The organism is Thermoanaerobacter uzonensis DSM 18761 (assembly GCF_900129115.1).
GTDB classification, from domain to species: domain Bacteria; phylum Bacillota; class Thermoanaerobacteria; order Thermoanaerobacterales; family Thermoanaerobacteraceae; genus Thermoanaerobacter; species Thermoanaerobacter uzonensis.
Genome location: NZ_FQUR01000006.1, coordinates 112,318 through 132,185, shown reverse-complemented (window position 1 = coordinate 132,185; position 19,868 = coordinate 112,318). Strand labels below are relative to the sequence as shown.

At 33.9% G+C, this 19,868-nt stretch carries 17 protein-coding genes and 1 pseudogene; 3 read left to right on the top strand and 15 right to left on the bottom strand.

What is annotated here, in order from left to right; all coding sequences use genetic code 11:
• Positions 1-65: 65 nt before the first annotated feature.
• Both BUB32_RS00680 and BUB32_RS00675 read left to right on the top strand, forming a co-directional pair.
• Positions 66-554, top strand: a complete 489-nt coding sequence (locus tag BUB32_RS00680) for an Lrp/AsnC family transcriptional regulator (protein WP_072966552.1) — start codon at positions 66-68, stop codon at positions 552-554.
• The gene (locus tag BUB32_RS00675) at positions 551-1,717 is read left to right on the top strand and encodes an aminotransferase class I/II-fold pyridoxal phosphate-dependent enzyme (protein ID WP_072966550.1); all 1,167 of its coding nucleotides are present in this window, start codon (positions 551-553) and stop codon (positions 1,715-1,717) included. Before BUB32_RS00680 ends, BUB32_RS00675 begins: the two co-directional genes overlap by 4 nt.
• Positions 1,718-1,799: 82 nt before the next feature.
• Here the strand turns inward: BUB32_RS00675 and BUB32_RS00670 are convergent, their stop codons facing one another.
• The 5 genes from BUB32_RS00670 to BUB32_RS13395 all read right to left on the bottom strand — a co-directional run bounded on the left by BUB32_RS00670 (position 1,800) and on the right by BUB32_RS13395 (position 6,747).
• Positions 1,800-2,672, bottom strand: a complete 873-nt coding sequence (locus BUB32_RS00670; RefSeq protein WP_072966548.1) for a DUF1028 domain-containing protein — start codon at positions 2,670-2,672, stop codon at positions 1,800-1,802.
• Between the two features lie 21 nt (positions 2,673-2,693).
• Positions 2,694-4,571, bottom strand: a complete 1,878-nt coding sequence (locus tag BUB32_RS00665) for an OPT family oligopeptide transporter (protein WP_072966546.1) — start codon at positions 4,569-4,571, stop codon at positions 2,694-2,696.
• A 286-nt stretch (positions 4,572-4,857) separates the two neighbouring features.
• Positions 4,858-5,310, bottom strand: coding sequence for an Lrp/AsnC family transcriptional regulator (locus BUB32_RS00660; RefSeq protein WP_072966544.1), 453 nt, complete (start codon positions 5,308-5,310; stop codon positions 4,858-4,860).
• 99 nt (positions 5,311-5,409) lie between these two features.
• Complete coding sequence (gene nagA, locus BUB32_RS00655) at positions 5,410-6,564, bottom strand: N-acetylglucosamine-6-phosphate deacetylase (RefSeq protein WP_072966542.1); 1,155 nt, start codon at positions 6,562-6,564, stop codon at positions 5,410-5,412.
• Between the two features lie 96 nt (positions 6,565-6,660).
• On the bottom strand, positions 6,661-6,747 hold the full coding sequence (locus BUB32_RS13395) for an FAD-linked oxidase C-terminal domain-containing protein (protein WP_072966888.1): 87 nt from the start codon (positions 6,745-6,747) through the stop codon (positions 6,661-6,663).
• 166 nt (positions 6,748-6,913) lie between these two features.
• Here BUB32_RS13395 and BUB32_RS00645 point away from each other — a divergent pair, with 166 nt between their 5' ends.
• Positions 6,914-7,489: a Uma2 family endonuclease gene (locus BUB32_RS00645; protein ID WP_072966541.1), complete on the top strand. Its 576-nt coding sequence runs from the start codon at positions 6,914-6,916 to the stop codon at positions 7,487-7,489.
• 62 nt (positions 7,490-7,551) lie between these two features.
• Here the strand turns inward: BUB32_RS00645 and BUB32_RS00640 are convergent, their stop codons facing one another.
• From BUB32_RS00640 to BUB32_RS00595, 10 genes and pseudogenes are all read right to left on the bottom strand, one after another.
• On the bottom strand, positions 7,552-8,469 hold the full coding sequence (locus tag BUB32_RS00640; RefSeq protein WP_072966537.1) for a Gfo/Idh/MocA family protein: 918 nt from the start codon (positions 8,467-8,469) through the stop codon (positions 7,552-7,554).
• An 18-nt stretch (positions 8,470-8,487) separates the two neighbouring features.
• Positions 8,488-9,690, bottom strand: a complete 1,203-nt coding sequence (locus BUB32_RS00635; protein WP_072966534.1) for an ROK family transcriptional regulator — start codon at positions 9,688-9,690, stop codon at positions 8,488-8,490.
• Between the two features lie 170 nt (positions 9,691-9,860).
• Positions 9,861-9,962: pseudogene (locus BUB32_RS12600) on the bottom strand (family 1 glycosylhydrolase); the annotation flags it as partial.
• 32 nt (positions 9,963-9,994) lie between these two features.
• Positions 9,995-12,349, bottom strand: a complete 2,355-nt coding sequence (locus BUB32_RS00625; protein WP_072966532.1) for a glycoside hydrolase family 3 N-terminal domain-containing protein — start codon at positions 12,347-12,349, stop codon at positions 9,995-9,997.
• 28 nt (positions 12,350-12,377) lie between these two features.
• Positions 12,378-13,220, bottom strand: a complete 843-nt coding sequence (locus BUB32_RS00620) for a carbohydrate ABC transporter permease (protein WP_072966529.1) — start codon at positions 13,218-13,220, stop codon at positions 12,378-12,380.
• Positions 13,221-13,252: 32 nt separating this feature from the next.
• A complete protein-coding gene (locus tag BUB32_RS00615; RefSeq protein ID WP_072966527.1) occupies positions 13,253-14,164 on the bottom strand; it encodes a carbohydrate ABC transporter permease in 912 nt (303 codons plus the stop codon).
• A gap of 85 nt (positions 14,165-14,249) precedes the next feature.
• Complete coding sequence (locus tag BUB32_RS00610; protein ID WP_072966525.1) at positions 14,250-15,683, bottom strand: ABC transporter substrate-binding protein; 1,434 nt, start codon at positions 15,681-15,683, stop codon at positions 14,250-14,252.
• A gap of 144 nt (positions 15,684-15,827) precedes the next feature.
• Positions 15,828-17,330 (bottom strand): xylulokinase, encoded by a 1,503-nt coding sequence (xylB, locus tag BUB32_RS00605; RefSeq protein WP_072966523.1) that lies wholly within the window; start codon positions 17,328-17,330, stop codon positions 15,828-15,830.
• Positions 17,331-17,344: 14 nt separating this feature from the next.
• Complete coding sequence (gene xylA / locus BUB32_RS00600; protein WP_072966521.1) at positions 17,345-18,661, bottom strand: xylose isomerase; 1,317 nt, start codon at positions 18,659-18,661, stop codon at positions 17,345-17,347.
• A 32-nt stretch (positions 18,662-18,693) separates the two neighbouring features.
• Complete coding sequence (locus tag BUB32_RS00595) at positions 18,694-19,722, bottom strand: sugar phosphate isomerase/epimerase family protein (protein ID WP_072966518.1); 1,029 nt, start codon at positions 19,720-19,722, stop codon at positions 18,694-18,696.
• Positions 19,723-19,868 lie beyond the last annotated feature (146 nt).

Below are 19,868 nucleotides of genomic sequence, written 5' to 3'. Positions count from 1 at the left end.
TTGAATTACACCTATCTTTGTATTATAATGTGCATAAAATATCTTTTTAGGAGGGTGGATGAAATATGGATAAATCTATGGAAATCATTGACCTTTTGTGCGAAAACAGTCGTCTTACAGAAAAACAAATTGCAACAATTACAGGGTTTAGTGAAGAAGAAGTCAAAAATACAATGAAAAGTCTTGAGGACAAAAAAGTGTTATTAAAATACACTACTTTAGTGGATTGGGAAAAGACCGACCGGGAAGTTATAACTGCCCTTATAGATGTGAGAGTAGCACCACAACAAGGACATGGATTTAACAAAGTAGCCCACAGAATATGCCAGTACGAAGAAGTAAAATCAGTTTCCTTAATTTCCGGAACTTATGACCTTTCTGTGGAAGTAGAAGGCAAAACCATGAAAGAAATAGCATTATTTGTAGCTGAAAGGCTTGCACCTATTGAAGGAGTCTTAAGCACTACAACCCATTTTGTATTAAAAAGATATAAAAAGGACGGCGTTTTTTACGAAGAAGGGCAAAATGACAAAAGACTGGTGGTAACACCATGAACACAGACAAATATATATCTAATGTAGTAAAAAGCATACCACCGTCCGGAATTAGAAAATTTTTTGACCTTGTGACAAATTCAAAAGACATAATATCACTGGGAGTTGGCGAACCAGATTTTGTAACTCCATGGGAAATAAGAAAAGAAGGCATTGACGCACTAGATAGAGGTAGCACAACATACACCTCAAACTTAGGCTTGCCCGAACTTAGAATCGCCATATCCTATTTTTTAAAGACCCATTATAATTTAACCTATGACCCTGAAAAAGAAATAATGGTAACTATTGGTGCCAGTGAAGCCATTGACCTTGCTCTGCGAGCTCTTTTAAATGACGGTGACGAAGTTTTAGTACCTGAACCAAGTTACGTATCATACGCACCATGTGTAACTTTGACAAGAGGCATCCCTGTATTTGTTCCTACTGACGAAAAAAATAATTTTATAATAACCCCCGATGACATAAAATCAAAAATAACCCCAAAAACAAAGGTATTAATTCTTCCTTACCCCAATAACCCTACAGGTGCTATCATGAAAAAAGAAGAATTAGAAGAAATTGTAAACATAATAATCGAGCATGATTTAATAGTAATTTCTGATGAAATATATAGTGAATTGACTTATGAAGGAAGACACGTAAGCATAGCCTCACTTCCGGGCATGAAAGAAAGGACAATACTTATAAACGGTTTTTCTAAAGCTTTTGCCATGACAGGTTGGAGACTTGGATATATTGCAGCAGAACACGGATTCATTGAAGCGATGAATAAAATCCATCAGTACACAACTATATGCGCTCCAATAACAGCACAATATGCAGCTATAAAGGGTATATATCAATGTGAAGAAGACATAGTAAAAATGAGAGAAACATATGATAAGAGAAGGAAATTTATTGTAAACGGATTTCGCGAAATAGGCTTTGACTGCTTTGAGCCAAAAGGAGCTTTTTATATTTTCCCGTCAATAAAAAAGACGGGTATGACTTCACAGGAATTTTGTGAAAAACTCTTAAAAGAAGAAAAAGTAGCTGTAGTACCAGGAGACGCATTTGGCCCAAGCGGTGAAGGATTTATTCGTGTATCATACGCATATTCTATAGATAAAATAGCAAGAGCACTTGAAAGAATAAAACACTTCGCTGAAAGGATATTGTAGTCCTATCAAAACTAAAAGGAATCCCCCTTCATTTCAAAAAAGAAAGGATTCCTTTTAGTTTTGTAATACTAAAATTAATTTCTTACTGTTCCTTTACTTTTTTTCTTAAATAATTCAATACATTTATATCAACGACATCACCTTCACAAATTCTTTCTTCGAAATTTTCCCATCCGCAAAAATCTTTATACGCTTCTTTTGTATATTCATCATATTTTCCTGTTATTTCTCCCTTATAATAGCCTAATTTTTTAAGAGATTCCTGTATTTCAGCAGCCAATTTTTCATCTACTTTTACCATTTCTTCAGGCTTCGTTTTACTAAAATATAATTCATGCAAATCTAATAAATGAGATAATTTAGCGATTGGATCAGGGTCATCATCAACCCTAAGGTCAATATATCTATCATTATATCCTCCATAGCTTCCTTTTTCTTTAACAATAAGCAAAGATGCCGATTGCCTACCTCTTCTATCTCCTCCTGCATTTTGAGCTGCAGCTAAAGCCGCAACTAATCTTCGCGCAAGAGTCCCTTTCGTATTTACAAAAGTCTCAGCAAGAGCTTTTACAGTATCCTCACTTACTAATATGTTACCTTGACAAGAGAAATTTTCTCCCACAATATGACCTGCCCAATCAAAGCATCTTTTGCCAGTAAAAGCAGCAGCATTTCCTTTTGTATCTACTATACCTACCTGTCTATCTTCTCTATCTGGATCTAATGCAAGCAATGCATCAAGAACTTGTTGTGCAGAATATCCCTTCTCAAGAAGTTTGATGCCTATTTCTCCAAAATCAAGATTAGCCAATGCCTGTGTAGCTATCGCGCCTGCTCCAGCTTTTGCCCAACCTACTGCAGAACCTACCGCCAAAAATTTTGATTGAACCGCTACACCTAATTCACCAGTTTGAGGATCACGCGCGACAATAGAAAATGTTGAAATTCTTCTCATAAACAATTTCCTCCTTTATTTTCAATTCTCTTCAACTTTAGAATTGCTATAAAGCGTATAAGCAATTATTGATATGAGAACCAATCCTACTATTGATGCTATTCCATTACTTAAAATTCCACTTCCTATTGCAATTTTTTCGGCTACCCCTGCCGTGGTTAATAAAGCAAGTAAAACACCTACCAAAGCATCTCCTGCAACAAGTCCTGATGCATATAATGTACCACTTTCGATTCCATTGTTCCTATATTTTTCTACAAGCGTTCTTACAAAACCTCCAACAAATATTGGAACTGATAAATGTACTGGTAAATATAATCCTATCGCAAATGGTAAAGAAGCTATACCCATTAGTTCCACAATTACTCCTATAGCTGCACCAATAATTAATAGTCCCCACGGCAAGTTGCCAGAAAATACTCCTTTAACTAACACTGCAATTACAGCTGTAGCAGGGGAAGGCAATTCACTACTTCCAATATGATATGCGTTATTTAACAAAGTTAGCACAAAACCTGACATACCAGCAAAGATAAGAATACCAGGTATCATTATAATCTGCTGGGCCTTTGGAGTGGCACCTACTATAAAACCTGTTTTTAAATCTTGAGAAGTGTCACCAGCAATTGCAGCGGCAACTGTTACAATAGCACCAATAACAACGGTTGTAACCATTCCCTTAATGCCTGTATAGCCTATTGATTTCATAATAATGGCACTAATGAATATGGTTGCAATCGTCATTCCGGAGACAGGATTAGATGAACTTCCAACAACCCCAACTATTCTCGAAGAAATAGATACAAATAGAAATCCAAAAATTGCTGTAAGAAATGCACCTAATATATTCATTTCCATCTGAGGTATTAAAGCAATCAAAATAACTATTGCTAAAAATATCGATACAATATAAGGAAATGGTATATCTCTCTCTGTACGCAAAGTATTATTTGAAGTAGATGTTCTTATTTTAGAAAAAGAACTTAAAATAGCATCTTTTACAACAGGAAGCGCTCTGAAAAACTCCACTAGTCCTCCAACAGTTAATGCTCCTGCTCCGATATATTGAATGTAATCTGTCCACATTCCCCATGCATCCAATTGAGAAATGGGAGTTAACGAAGGGAAAATTGGTGTATTTACATTAGCTCCAATAAAAGTTAAAAGAGGAATAATAACTACCCAAGCTAGCAAACCACCAGCTAGTATTATTGCTGAAACTTTATAGCCTATTAAATAACCTACACCTACAAGAGAGGGAAGAATATTAGCACCAATAACTCCTCCAGGAAGTTTTGGTATTGATGTTTCAATAACATCTGGGAAAAAGCCAAGACCCGATTGTATTAATCTGTATATTGCAGCAATTATTCCACCTTTAAACACCATCTTAGCAGATACACCGCCCTTATCACCTGCAATAAGAATTTCCGCGCAAGCCGTACCTTCAGGATAAGGTAGGATTCCATGCTGCTCTACAATTAAGTATCTTCTGTAGATAACCATTCCAATTACGCCTAAAATTCCTCCAAATAAAGTTATTAATGAGATTAATAACATGGAAGGAATATAATCAAGAAAATATAGTGCTGGTATACTAAATACCACACCTGCCGCGGCAGCTTCACCAGCAGAAGCTAATGTCTGAACTATATTGTTTTCTAAGATAGTACCTCTTTTTAAGACTCCTTTTAATATAGACATAGACACTACAGCAGCTGGAATAGATGCGCTTACAGTCATACCAACCTTAAGGCCAAGATAAGCATTTGCTGCTCCAAAAATAATAACAAGTATTATCCCTAAAATTACAGAAGTAGGTGTAATTTCTGGTAAATAAACATCTGCTGGTACATACGGTTTAAAACTATTATCCTTTTTTAATACATCATTTTTCATCCTAACTTTCCCCCTTTATTATTTTACTTTATTAAATTTTTTGATAAAAAATAATAGATATTGATGATTTTATGCTACATTAGCAACAATATCTATTATTTATTGCTAATATAGCATATTTATAGATAACTGTCAATAATCATCTAAAAATATTTAATGTTTTATTTTTAGCAGTAAATTAATGAAAGTTAATATAAGAAATATTTTCTTAATCATTTGACCAAAATAAAAACATGGCACTATAAATTTCTGCCATGCTTTTAGACAAAATATTTTTCTTCTTTGTCTAAACTTCATTCATCCAATTGTATGTATCCTTGAAAAGTTTAAGTTCTATAGATAAGTCACATTCTTTAATTCCTTTCATTTTTGCCAAATCTTCAGTCATAAACTTTATCAAATCATCATTTGATTTCATATATATTTCTACAATTAAATCGTATCTTCCAGCTGTATAAGCAATAAATCTCACTTCTTTTACTTTGGCAAGTGCTTCCGCAACTTCTTGTAAATAAACTAAATCTACTTTTAGACAAAGAATAGCCATTACCTCAAACCCAACTTGTTTGGGATCTGGAATAGCAACAACACGTAAAATATTATTTGCAACCAATTGATTATATCTTAATCTTACAGTGCTCTCTGGTTTGCCTAATTCATTAGATATTTCTCTAAATGATTTTCTACCATCCGTCTGCAGAATTCGCATTATCTCAAAATCTAACTCGTCAAATTTCATTAAAAAACCCCTCTCACAAAAATATACATCAAGCTAACAATTAATGAACTTAATATAAATTCTTGTTCTTTTTAATTTTTTCTATTTTCTTTTATCTTGTTATACTACTTTATACACAATTTTCCCATTAACCATTGTCATATCTACAGTTAAATCACTGTTTAGAATGGTTATATCAGCATCTTTTCCTATAGCTATACTGCCTTTTCTGTCAGCTATGCCAATTACTTTTGCAGGGTTTTCTGAAACCATCTTGCAAGCTTCAAAAAGTGGTACTCCAAGAGACGTTATATTTGCTACAGCTTTATCCAATGTCAAAGTACTTCCTGCCAAAGTGCCATTCTCAAGTCTTGCCTCTTTATTTTTCACATAAACTTTTTGCCCTCCAAGACTGTATTCTCCATCTCCTAAACCACAAGCTGCCATAGCATCAGAAATTAATACTACTCTATCTGTCCCTTTTATTTTTAAAAGTATTTTTACTGCCGCAGGATGTGAATGTATAAAGTCGCATATCAACTCGCTGTATAATCTGTCATCCAAAAAAACTTCTCCTAAAGCACCTGGCTCCCTGTGGTGAAGCCCTTTCATGCCATTATATGTATGAACTGCTATTGTCGCTCCACGGTCAACTCCATTTTTCATCTCTTCATAAGTAGCATTTGTATGCCCTAATGATACTCTTATATTTTTTTTAGTTACATATTCTACAAATTCCCCATTCTTGTCCTTCTCTGGCGCCAGTGCTATTACTTTTATATTCCCATTTGAAGCTTCAATAAACTTGTCCATTATGTCTATGTTTGGTTCTAAGATGTATCTCTCATCCTGTGCCCCTTTGTGTTCTTTGCTTATAAAGGGTCCTTCCACATATGCACCTAAAACTTGCGCACCTTCTGTACCCTTTTTCATTGTCTCATTAATATTTTTAAGAGCATCTAAAATATAGGGTATATCCATTGTCATGGTAGTAGCACAAAAAGATGTAACCCCATGCCTTGCAAGGTGAACTGAAATAGCATTTAAAGCTTCATAAGTACCTTCCATTGTGTCATGCCCTACTCCACCATGTATGTGTATATCAATAAATCCAGGCACCACCTTTTTTCCTTTTAAATCAATTACTTCTGCATCAACATTATATAAACCCTTACCAATCTCTACAATTTTACCTTCTGATATTAATATATCTCCATTGTATATTATTTCCTTCTCTGTATATATCTCACCATGCTTTAATAAAATACTTTTCATTTGAAAACAACTCCTTTTAGTAATTTCATATAATCTTCTATATTTGATTATATCACAAAAACTATGGTTTTCTTAAATTTATCACGTATGTTATCTCTATATAATTTTCCCCGGATTAAGTATTAGATTTGGATCAAGTGCTTTTTTGATTGCTCTCATCATTGTCCCTGTTACAGGGTTCATTTTCACATTATTTGTTTCAGGGACTTGCTTTATTGGAACTATTATTCTCATATAGACTTCATAATTAAATGCAACAAATAAAAAGGGAGATATTTTTGCTCTGGATATTAGGAATATAAAATGTTAAACTTAGTATAAGAAGAGTTTTAAAGAGGGGTGTTTGATTATGCCTTTACCAAAAAGAGAGGATATTTATACTTATGAAGATTATTTAAACTGGCCAAATAATCAAAGAATAGAATTAATAAATGGGCAGATTTATTTAATGACTTCTCCATCGACAATTCATCAAAGAATATCAAGAGAAATATTTACAAGCTTCGCTGTATATCTTAGAGGTAAGCAATGTGAAGTATTTAGTGCACCTTTTGGAGTAAGGTTCCCTTCTGGAAATGAGAAAAGTGATAAAGAAATAAAAACTGTTGTAGAACCCGATATCGTGGTAGTATGCGATAAGTCAAAGCTAGATGACGAAGGATGTAAAGGAGCTCCTGATTTAATTGTTGAAATTACATCACCTTCAACTGCAAGTAGAGATAAAATAGAAAAGTTTAATTTATACGAAAAGCATGGAGTAAAGGAATATTGGATAGTAGAACCAGATAGTAAAGTTGTAAGTGTGTTTATTTTGCAAGAAAATTTCAGATATGGAAGACCTGATGTATATACTGTAGGAAATAAAATTAAAGTTTCTATCTTTGAAGATCTAGAAATAGATTTGAAAGATGTATTTGCTTATTAAAACACCCGCACATTTATTATAGAAGCATTATTATAAAATCAGGGCTTTTTGTGCCCTGATTTTTATATTGTCTTTTTTAATATTTCCCCTATAATCTCGTGAGATTTTAAAGTACATTTTAATTCGTCATTTGCATAATTCCCTTCTAATACGTTCTTTAAAAAGCTTTTTACAGCAGTCTCAAAACCTCTTCTATAAGATATAGTATCCCAGCTTCCAAAATTATGCACATATATTTTGCCATTTTCCATTATTCTTATACTTTCCATGTCTTCCACAACTGCACTTTTGCCATGCCCGTGTATTTCTAACCTTTCATAATCTTTTCCACCATTTCTATGCATGACTCCTATCGCTGTAGAACTATTAGATTTTAATACTACTTCTATGGATTTTAATGAGTCTCTTTCTTTTGAAATATTTACATCTATGTCATCAACATCTTTAACTATATAGCATAAAGTGTCTATTATATGAATGAAATCGTCATAAAGTGTAAACTTAACACTATTTTTGATGTCATTATTCCTATTTTTCACCATAATGCACAATTCAGGTTTTAAGCCTTCAAACAAAGCTAAGGCTTTTTGATACATAGGTGCATATCTTCTGTTAAAACCTACCTTCAAAATAAGAGATTTGTCCATAGCCAAATCTATAAGTTCTTTTGTCTTATCTATCTCTTCAGTTATAGGCTTATCAACATATACGTGAATACCGCTTTTTAGTAGTTCTTTTACTATTTCATAATGGCTTTCTGTTGATGCATGCACAAAAGCGCAATCTGGCTTTAATTTTATCGCTTCATCTAGATGTGTATAAACATCACAACCATATTTTTCTTTATATTTTATAAGCTTTTCTTTGTTTCTTCCAACAATACCTACAATATTTAGTTCCTCTAAATTAAAAATAAAAGGAAGATATGCTTTATTAAAAATATTCCCTGGCCCTATAATAATTGTTTTTAATTTTTCCATGTCAACACCTCATTATAATTAAAGCCCTGGATACGCAAACAATTCAGAAATAACTAAAGATACTGCTCCAATTGCCCCTGCATGGAATTTAAGTTTGGAAGTTTTTATTTTTACTTTATAATATCTATAAACAAGACTTTTATCCTCTACTTCTTTTAAAACTTCGTTTAAAACTAAGTCATCAGCTAAAGATAAAGTATTTCCAATAATTACTAGTTCAGGATTAAAAGTATTTATAATATTGACTACACCTACTCCTAATTTTCTTCCTATTTCTTTTAAAGCTTCTACCGCTATTTTGCTCCCTTTTCGCGCATAATCGATAATATCAATAGCACTCAGTGTATAAAAGTTATTTTTGTTTATATACTCATCAGACTTTCCCATCAGCAATTGTGTATTTATGTATTCAAGCAATGCTTTTTCTGAAGCATAATTTTCCCAACATCCTGTATTGCCACACCTACACTGATGGTCATAAATATCAATTGTCATATGTCCCATTTCTCCAGCAAGACCTACTGTGCCTCTGTATAACTCTCCATTAATTATTATTCCGGTACCAATACCAATTCCAGCACTCACATAAACAAGATTGTTATATTTGGCACCTACCCCAAACCACTTTTCTCCTATAGCTCCTACATTTGCTTCATTATCTATGTGTACCTTAATTTTGAATTTATCTTCTACAATTTGTTTAAGAGGTACATTTTCCCATTTTAAATTTGGCGCTAATAATATACTGCCTTTCTTGTAATCCACAATGCCAGGAACACCAATCCCAATTCCTAAAATTCCTCTTATTGTTTCAGGAGCATTTGAGATTGCTTCATCAATCAATTCTATCAAACGTTCAATAATAGTTTGCTGGTTCTCGCCAATTTTTATATCTATTTTCTTTTCCCAAATAACATTTGCCATCAAATCAGTCAAAACAATTAGTATATAATTTACATCTAAGTCAATGCCTATTATGCATCCAGCTTTGTTATTTATGCTTAATATGATTGGCTTCCTGCCACCTTTTGATTCTCCTGGCCCCTCTTCTTTCACAAACCCTTCGTTTATAAGTTCATCAACAAGGAAAGATACAGTTGACTTGTTTAAACCTGTTATACCTGCAATTTCTGCCCTCGAAATATTGCCTTTTTTGCGAATAGTATTTAGTACTATTGATTTATTTATTTGCTTAACTAATAATTGATCCGCTGTTATCATTTCTTCACCCTTCTATTTATATTGTTGTTTCTAGTGTGAATTATAACATATTAAATCTTAAAAGAAAATTGAAATAATTTTTTATTTTGTAGTTACCTTTTAATTATACAGCTAAGTTAGATATAAAGAGAGAACATTTCAACATTACTATGAAAAATGCTTTATCCCAATGTGTCCCATATGGAAGGTGTCACATCTTCATTTACTGCCCTTTCTATTTGGTATGATGATGTGGCTGTCCCCCAAACGAAATCTTTTGGAAATTTTGCCAATTTTATCACTCCTATCTCTATTATTTGGCTTTCTATTTATTCTCTACCCTTACTTCCGTAATGAATTTTTTAGCTACTTTCTCTTTTTCTCCTACAATTTCAAAATAATCCCTTAGCCTTATATCTTCAGAAGAGCTCCCTATCATTACATCTACACGTCCTGGTTCTATCACATACTCCATATTCTCATCATAAAAACCCAGTTGTTCAATAGAAAGTTTGAAAATAACTGTCTTTTCTTCACCAGCATCTAAAGTAATGCGTTTAAACCCTTTAAGCTCTTTAACAGGCCTTGTAACACTTAAAGCTTCTTGATGTATATAAAGTTGAACAACTTCATCTCCCTTTAATGTACCTGTATTTTTTATATCAACAGAGATTTCAACCATTCTGTCCCTTAAAGAAACCTTTCTATTAGAAATATTAAGATTAGTGTATGAAAACTCTGTATAGCTAAGACCATAACCAAAGGGATATAAAGGCTTTGTGCTTAATTCTACATAGTCCCCCTTCCAGTGACTGCGGCCTCCAGAAGGTTTATGGTAATAATATACTGGTAACTGCCCTACTGATTGAGGAATAGAAATTGGTAGTTTACCTCCAGGATTATAGTCACCAAAAATCACATCTGCAACAGCTCTTCCACCCTCTTCACCAGGTAACCAAGCTTCAATAATTGCTGGAATTTTTTCAGCTATCCAAGAAATAGACATTGGTCTTCCATTTATAAGTACCACTATTACTGGTGTACCAGTTTCATAAACTGCTTTTATCAGCTCTTCTTGTACACCCGGCAAATTAAGGTCTGCCCGATCTCTTGATTCACCAGAAGTACAGCCATCTGTTAACCCTGATTTATCTCCTACTACCACAACAGCAACATCAGCCTGTTTTGCAATCTCAACCGCTTCTTTAAAACCATCCTTACTATTGTTAAGAACATCGCAGCCTTTTGCATATAAAACTTCTGTATTAGAAGAAGCTTTTGCCTTAATTCCCTGTAGCACAGTTACAATAGGTACATAAATATCTTTTGCTTCTAAGCTTTCTGGCAAAGGTGTATTAAAAACATTGTCTGTCTCTCTCATTTCAAGTAATGATTCAATATGACAAGGATATGCATAATCACCAATCATATTGCGAATACTATCAGCATTGGGGCCAATAACTGCAATAGATTTCAAATCTTTCTTTAAAGGCAGCAAATTATTTTCATTTTTCAACAATACTATAGACTCCTGCGCTATTTTATAAGCTAGTTCTCGTTGTTCATTTGTATCAAAAATCTCAACAGCCTTTTCTTCATTTATATAAGGATTCTCAAATAACCCTAATTCAAATTTTATTTTTAAAACTCTCTTTACAGCTTCATTTACAAAATCTATATCAATCTCACCACTTTCAATTAACTCTCTAAGCGGCAAGCCATAATAGTCGGTGCTTGGTAATTCCACATCAACACCAGCCTCTAAAGCCAATTTTGCAGCTCCCTTTTTATCTGATGTCACATGATGGTACTCGTAAAGCTGGCTTATAGCAAAGTAATCAGATACTACAATTCCCTCGAAACCCCAATCTTTACGTAAAATATCGTTTAACAATTTTTTTGATTTGTGACACGGTACCCCATCAAGTTCGTGGTATCCCGGCATAATCGAACTTAATTTCGCCTCTTTTACCGCCGCCTCAAAAGGATAAAGAAAAACTTCTCTAAGCTCCCTTTCAGGAATATGAGCAGGAGCCCAATTCATACCTCCTTCTGAATTTCCATATCCCACAAAATGTTTTCCTGTAGCTACAATGCCTTCCTTTAAACTTTCAGTTTGAAGCCCACGAATATATGAAACACCCATACGCATTACTAAATAAGGGTCTTCTCCAAAAGTTTCTTCTGTTCTTCCCCAACGTGGATCTCTTGTAATATCCAATAAAGGCGCAAGAGCTTGCCTTGCTCCAGCAGCTTTCATCTGTTCTCTTATTACAGAAGCCATTTTTTCAACAAGTTCATTATTCCACGTACTCGCAACTCCTATAGTTTGTGGAAAAATAGTTGCTCCCCTTGCCATATATCCACTACAAGACTCCTCATGAATCAAAGCAGGTATGCCAAGCCTTGTATTTTCAATCAAAAATTTTTGAATCTGATTTGCTATTCTCACTGTTTCCCGTGGTGATAAATTACTTGCTCCACCAAGGCGGGTAATCTGACCTATTCCATATGACATTAATCTTTTAGCTTTATCAAAAGAAAATTTCATATCATCTAATATTTCGTATACCCAAATACTGTTTAATTGTGCTACTTTTTCTTCTATAGTCATTTGCTGTAATAAATCTTCTACTCTTTTTTCCACTGATTGAGTGGAATCTAAATATAATGGCTTCATTTAAAAATCCCCCTTTTGCTATTATTTTTTACTCTTTTATAGCACCCATTGCAATTCCGCTTACAATATACTTTGAAAATATAGCATAAACTATTATAATAGGAATCATCGTGATTGCAAGACCAAGGTATATTGCTCCATATTCTGTTCTATACATATCCCCACGTAATAATTTAACAATCATTGGAAGCGTATATTTTTCTATTTTTGAAATTAACATAAATGGAGTAAAAAAGTTATTCCAAGAAGCAACAAAAGATAAAATTCCCATTGTAAATGCACCAGGTTTTGCTATAGGTAAAATAATTTTATGAAAAATTCCAAGTTCTCCACTTCCTTCGATACGGGCAGCTTCTATTAAATCCTTTACTATCGTAGATTCCAAATATTGTAGTGCAAAAAATACCATTGGAGGCGAAGCAATAGCTGGAACAATTAGCGGAATATAACTATTTAATAATTTTAGAGATGCCATATATTTATAAAATCCTATTATTGGTACTAATTGAGTTGGAACAATTGTCAAAAGTACCACAGTATTATATAGCATTTTTTTCCATTTAAAATCATATACATGAATTGCATAAGCCGTCATCATTGAAAAATAAACAGTTAAAAAAGTAACTGGAACAGATATAATAAGGCTGTTTAAAAAGCCTCGCCATATGTTTACTCCCATTCCTGTAAGATGATTCCAATTTACCCACAGATTACTGCTTGGCAACAAACTAACTCCTTGCTGTATTTCAGGTGTGGAACGTGTAGCATTAACAAGCAAAAGCCATATAGGTAAAATACCAAGTAAGAAAAGTATAATTAAAAAGATATATACTCCTATCTTCATAAATTTTATACGAAGTTTATAATTCATAATCCCATCCTTTCTTAGCCTAATTTTTGTCTTTATTCCCTCTCTTTTAGCAGGTTTATTATAATAAATGCTGCAATAGCAGTTATAAGAAAAATCATAACACCAACAGAAGCAGCAGCACCAATATAACCATCGCCACTTGAAAATTTCATATACATTAAAACGCTCATTGTTCTTATAGCTCCGTCAGGAGATCCTGTCCCATCAGTTAATAAATAGGGTATATCAAACATCTGCATTCCGCCTGATAGCGAAGTCACAAGTACATATATTAGAACCGGTTTTAAAAGAGGAAGAGTAATTTTAGTAAACATTTGCCATGAATTAGCACCATCCACTAAAGCTGATTCATAATATGAAGGTGAAATTGAAGATAGCCCTGCCATTAAAAAGATTATTGTTACTCCATACCACATCCACCATTGAATAAACGCCACAATAAGTTGTGTCCAAGTAGTACTCCTAAAAAAGTCAAAAGCTTCTTTTAAAATTCCTGTGCGAACTAATATCTGATTTACAGGTCCATATAGAGAGAAAAAATTATAAAAAAGCGCAGCTACTGCAACTGGCATAAGTATATTTGGTAAGTAATAAATCGTTCTCCATAACCCAATAAATTTAATTTTCAACCTATTATTAACAAACCAAATGGCTAAAAGCATAGCAATACCTAATTGGGGAATAAAATTTATAAGCCAAATTTTCCAAGTATTTATTACTGATTTTAAAAAATAGTTATCAGAAAATAATTGTTTGAAATTCGCAAGTCCAACAAAATGATAAGACAAATTCATCAGAGTCATATCTGTTAAACTTAAGTAAAATGTATAAATAAGTGGATATAGATTAAAAACTAAAAATATAACTATAAATGGCAAAGTAAAGATATAACCATAATAATTCTTATTAATCTTGCTTTTCGATTTTAGATTAAAAGCTTCCATATTTGTATTCCCTCACTTTTATAAAATTACTAAGAAGCCTAGAGAAAATGCCAGCAAAACGCTAGCATTTTCTCTAGCTAATATATTAATTAACTTGAACATTGGGAAGAGCATTTTTAACATTGTCTTTGAATTGCTTTACCGCTTCCTCTTTACTTACTTTACCAGAAGCGTAAGCATCCAATGGATCCCATAATGCACGTTGAATCACATCATCCGTACCCTGAATATTTTTGAGAGTATTAGCAAGATCAATGCGTTTTGCTGCTTCTGCAAATACTTCATAAGGATTTTGTCCTCCAACAAATTTACTTGCAGGAGTATCTTTCATCTGTGGTATTAGTTCTTCTACTACTTTTTTGCTCGATACAAAGTCTCCAGCTGGTTGTTTTAAATCGTTCCCAACACTGGGATCTATCTTTTTTAGATATTCATTCGTATAAACACCTAATGCCCAATTTTTTAATGTTTCCTCATTTAAAGTAGCAAATTTTATAAATTCTTTTGCTAATTCTATATTCTTACTATCTTTTGGCACTCCGAACCATGTACCACCCCATTGATATGGTAATGGGCCTGGAATAAGAGCCCAATCGCCTGATGTATCATGGCCTACCGTTTTACCTTCTTTGTTTTGTTTTGCTACAGCATTTGGTTGCAATACGTACGACAATCCCCATGTTGGCAAGAAATATGCAAAAACTTGTTTTGGATTACCTTTTGCATCCACTAACGAATCGTTCATGCCAGCAAACCAGCTTTCTGACCATTGTTGTGTTTGTGCTTCATATCCGTTTTGCCTAAATAATTTTGCAATATCAAATAATTTATCAATTTGTGGATCTATAACCAATTTATTGTTCACTATCCACGGTTGTGACCTATTCGCAAAAAACAAATTTCCAAAATCAGCTGTAGAAGCTACCATATAGGTATTGCCATTAGATTTTTCCTTTATTATTTTTGCTGCTTCTGAAAATTTGTCAATGTCGGACATTAGCTCTTGGATTTTTGCTGGATCATCAGTTCCAAAATATAGCTTTGCAAGACTTCTACGATAATACATAACGCCAGGAGTAGCCTGATAAGAATAAGCTTTTATCACACCATTTTGATCTGTTCCCATATCTATAGTAAATTGATAAGTCTCTAATTCTTTTGCTGCAGGAAGTAAATCAGATATGTCAGCTAAATAATTACTTTCCACAAAACTTCTAACAAAGCTTGCTTCTAAAGCAACAACATCCGGAACATCTCCTGACTGTAATGCTGATTTAAGTTTTAATTGATATTCTCCTTCTGTCATTGGAATCATAGTATACTCTATTTTTACATCTGGATGTTTCTCTTTAAAAGCTGTTGCGAAAACCTTTGCTTCATTTGTAAAAGACCAAATCTTTAATACTTTTTCTTTTGGCTGAGTTGACTCAGATTGCCCTGTTTGACTATTTTGTCCGCATCCTGATAACAGCCCAACCACCATAATCACAATTGTAATTAAAGCAATAATTCTCCTCATTCTTTTCACCCTCCTAATTTGTGCTGTGAAAATTTTACTAGTAAAATTAAATTTTTAATTTAACAATTTTGTGATTTTATCTCACCCCCTTTAACATTCCCCTTTAATATTGTGTTTTTACTTTTACAAGTATATTTTTCGAAATTAATTTATACTAGCTATTTCCCCAAACCTATCTTTAAGGGCCTTATACAAACCTCTATAAATCTGATATATTTCATCATATTTACTTACATTTTCTCCTATTGGATACACACTATCAGTCACTTTGATGAGTGTACTACATGCCTCCTCAACATCTTTAAATATTCCATATCCCACTGCTGCCATTATTGCTGCGCCAAAAGCTGGTCCTTCAGTCGCATTTACCATGTCTACTCTGACACCAAAAATGTCTGCAAGTATTTGTCTCCACAACACACTTTTTGCACCGCCACCGCTTACTCTGACTTCATTTACCGGTATATTGAGTTCTTTTATTATCTCAAGCGAGTCTCTAAGTCCTAATGCTACCCCTTCAAGTATTGCTCTTGTCATATGCCCTCTATTGTGAGTCATGTTAAGTCCTATAAAACACCCTCTTGCATAAGGGTCACTATGTGGTGTTCTTTCGCCCATGAGATAAGGGAGAAATATTAATCCACCACTGCCTGGTGTTACTTTTTCTGCTTCTTCTAAAAGCTTTTCATATGTTATAGAAGAACCATTAAAGTTGATTATTTTATCTACCCACCATTTTAGGCAGGCGGCCGCTGAGAGCATTACTCCCATTACATGCCACTTACCATTAGCATGGCAAAAAGAATGTAACCTGTTTTCTTCGTCTACTACATATTTATCTTGACTTGCAAATACAACTCCTGAAGTGCCAAGTGCAACTGATACTATGCCGCTTTTTACTGTACCTGTCCCTACTGCTCCACTTGCTTGATCTCCTCCTCCGCCTACAACTATTGTCCCTTCTTTTAACCCTGTTAAATCTGCTGCCTCTTTCGTTACATATCCAGTTACTCCTGTGGATTCATAGCATTTAGGCATCCAATCGTAGGGAATGTCTAACGCATCTAGCATCTCTTTTGACCATCTTCTATTTTCTACATCAAACAACAATGTACCTGATGCATCTGACACATCTGTGGCATATTCCCCTGTAAGTTTGAATCTGATATAATCTTTAGGCAAAAGTATATGTTTAATCTTTTTATATATCTCAGGGCGATGTTTTTTTACCCATAATATCTTTGGCGCTGTAAATCCTGTTAATGCTTTGTTCCCTGTATATTTTGTCAATCTTTCTTTGCCTAATGTTTGGGTAATATAATCACATTCCTCTTGCGTCCTTTGGTCATTCCAAAGTATAGCAGGCATCAGTACATTGTTGTTCTCATCTAAAAGTACAAGCCCATGCATTTGTCCACTTAAACCTATGCCTTTTATATCATAATTTTTTACACCAGTTTTAATTATTAACTCACGTATGCCATCTTTTGTGGCATTCCACCAGTCTTCAGGATTTTGTTCTGACCAGCCTGGCTGAGGGTAATATACTGGATATTCTTTTGATGTGCTTCCTATTACATTTCCCTTTTCCTCTATTAAAATTATCTTTACAGCTGATGTACCCAAATCTATCCCAAGAAAATACATATTTTAGCCCTCCGTCATTCACTAAATAAATACTGATTTAATATTGACTCTAACAACTCTTGCTTGCCTGATTTGTTCTCAATCTTTGGATTGTTTAATGCATATTCTTCAAGAATTTTAAAGTTCGCTTTTCCATTTACTATTTCTGCTCCTATGCCTTCTCGATAACTTTTGTATTTTTCTTCTATAAATCTATCAAATACACCATCTTTAACAAGCTTATAGGCTACTTTAAATCCTTTTGCAAAAGCATCCATTCCTGCAATATGCCCTAAAAATAGGTCTTCTGGTTCAAATGAAGCACGTCTTACTTTTGCATCAAAGTTAAGTCCTCCTTTGTCAAAACCACCCATCTTAATGACTTCATACATTGCAAGGGTTGTCATTCGTATGTCTGTCGGAAATTGGTCTGTATCCCATCCTAAAAGCATATCTCCCATATTTGCATCTATAGAGCCTAACATATTGTTAATTCTTGCATATCTTAATTCATGCTGAAAGTCATGTCCTGCAAGTGTCGCATGGTTTGCTTCTATGTTTAATTTGAAGTATTTATCAAGGTCATATTTCTTCAAAAATGCATATACGTTCGCTGCGTCAAAATCATATTGGTGTTTTGTCGGTTCTTTAGGTTTTGGCTCAATTAAAAGCTGCCCTTCAAATCCTATCTCTTTTGCATATTCTACTGCCATGTGCAAAAATCTTGCGAGGTTATCAAGTTCCAATTCCATATCTGTATTGAGTAGTGTTTCATATCCTTCTCTTCCACCCCAAAATACATAGTTCTGTCCTCCAAGTTCTTTTGTTATCTCAAGGGCTTTCTTTACTTGTGCCGCTGCATATGCAAATACATCTGCATTACAGGAAGTTGCTGCTCCATGTACAAATCTCGGATTTGAAAAAAGATTTGCTGTACCCCATAATACTTTTGTTTTGCTCGTCTTTAAGTAGTCTTTTATCATTGCAACTATTGTATCTAAATTTTTGTTCGTCTCTTTTAAATTCTCCCCTTCTGGAGCTATATCTCTGTCATGAAAACAAAAAAACGGTACGTCAAGCTTTTCAAAAAATTCAAAAGCTGCCTCTACCCTCGCCTTAGCAATATCCATAGGATCACTTAGATGATTCCATGGTCTTTGCATTGTAGGTGCTCCAAATGGATCTGTCCCATTGGCTGTAAATGTGTGCCAGTACGCTACTGAAAAACGCAAGTGTTCTTTTAAAGGTTTCCCATCTATTATTTCATCAGGATTGTAAAATTTAAATGCATATGGGTTGTTTGACTTTGGTCCTTCGTATTGTACTTTTGGTACATTTTTGAAGTATTCCATTTTGTTCTCCTCCTTCTGAAAAATATAATTATTTAAAATTTTGCCCCAAGTGCTTTATATACTTCTTTATAGGCTTTTACAGCATCCTTGGTTCTTTTTGCCTCATATAGATGCTCGATATTTATTTTGTAAGCTAAATCATAAATAAATTCCCAATGAATCACACTCTCTTTAACAGCTTCTATCGCATCTTCTGTATAGGGTAAAAGGTCAAAACCTATTCTCTCGCCATTTTTGCCATAACCAATAAGTTGTAATTCTTTGGCAAGTTCTAATGTCTCCACAAATCGTAAGGCTCCAACCATACTATCATCATCAAAAGTCCCCCATCCGCTGTTTGCATGCTGATGGCCTAATTTATTTTCCATTGCTAATAGCCTTGCATATTCGGCTAAATTTTCACCATTCATTATAAGATGTTGCCAATCCATGTTGACCTTTAAATTACTTGTATCTACTCCCCTTTCTTTAACTTTATTGATAACATACAGTGTCATACCTATGCTTCTCATAGCCACTTTCATAGCAGGTTCACTGTTTTTATGCTCAAGGAATATAGTAACTCCTTTTTTATTTGCCTGTTCTGTAAGAATGGCAATTGCGTCTATGAAGTCATTCCACATCTTTTCATAATCTGTCTGAAAGGGATAATTATATCCTTCACCGCCCGGCCAAATTATAAAATTAGCACCAACTGAAGACGCTAAGTCTATACCATCTTTAGCAATGTTTATAGCTTCCTTGCGTATTTCAGGAAAAGGATTTACTAAAGAACCTAAAGAATACTTGGGATTTGTATGATGGCCAAGAGCTATACAATATATGTCTTTCCCTTCGCTAGCTAATATTTCTTTTATACTGCTTACATTATTTTCATTTATCTCATTTGGGTAATGGTATTCATAGCCATCAATAAACTCACCTAATCCTTTGAGAACTCTTTCTGTTCTTGCTTCCATTGTCTCATTTGAAAGTTCCGGGCGGTATCTTGCAGGAACAAATCTGGTAGCAGTCGGGCCAAATGCCCATATTCCAACGCTGTTTTTTAATTTCCTCTTCATTTATGCAACCACTCCTAATAGTTTATTGATTCGACAAACTTATATTATATGTATTCTACATCATTTCGAAAAATCCTTCTTTTTTGTTGAAAAAAATTTAAAAAATAATTGGAAATTTGTTAAGCTATTTAAAAAATAAAGCCATG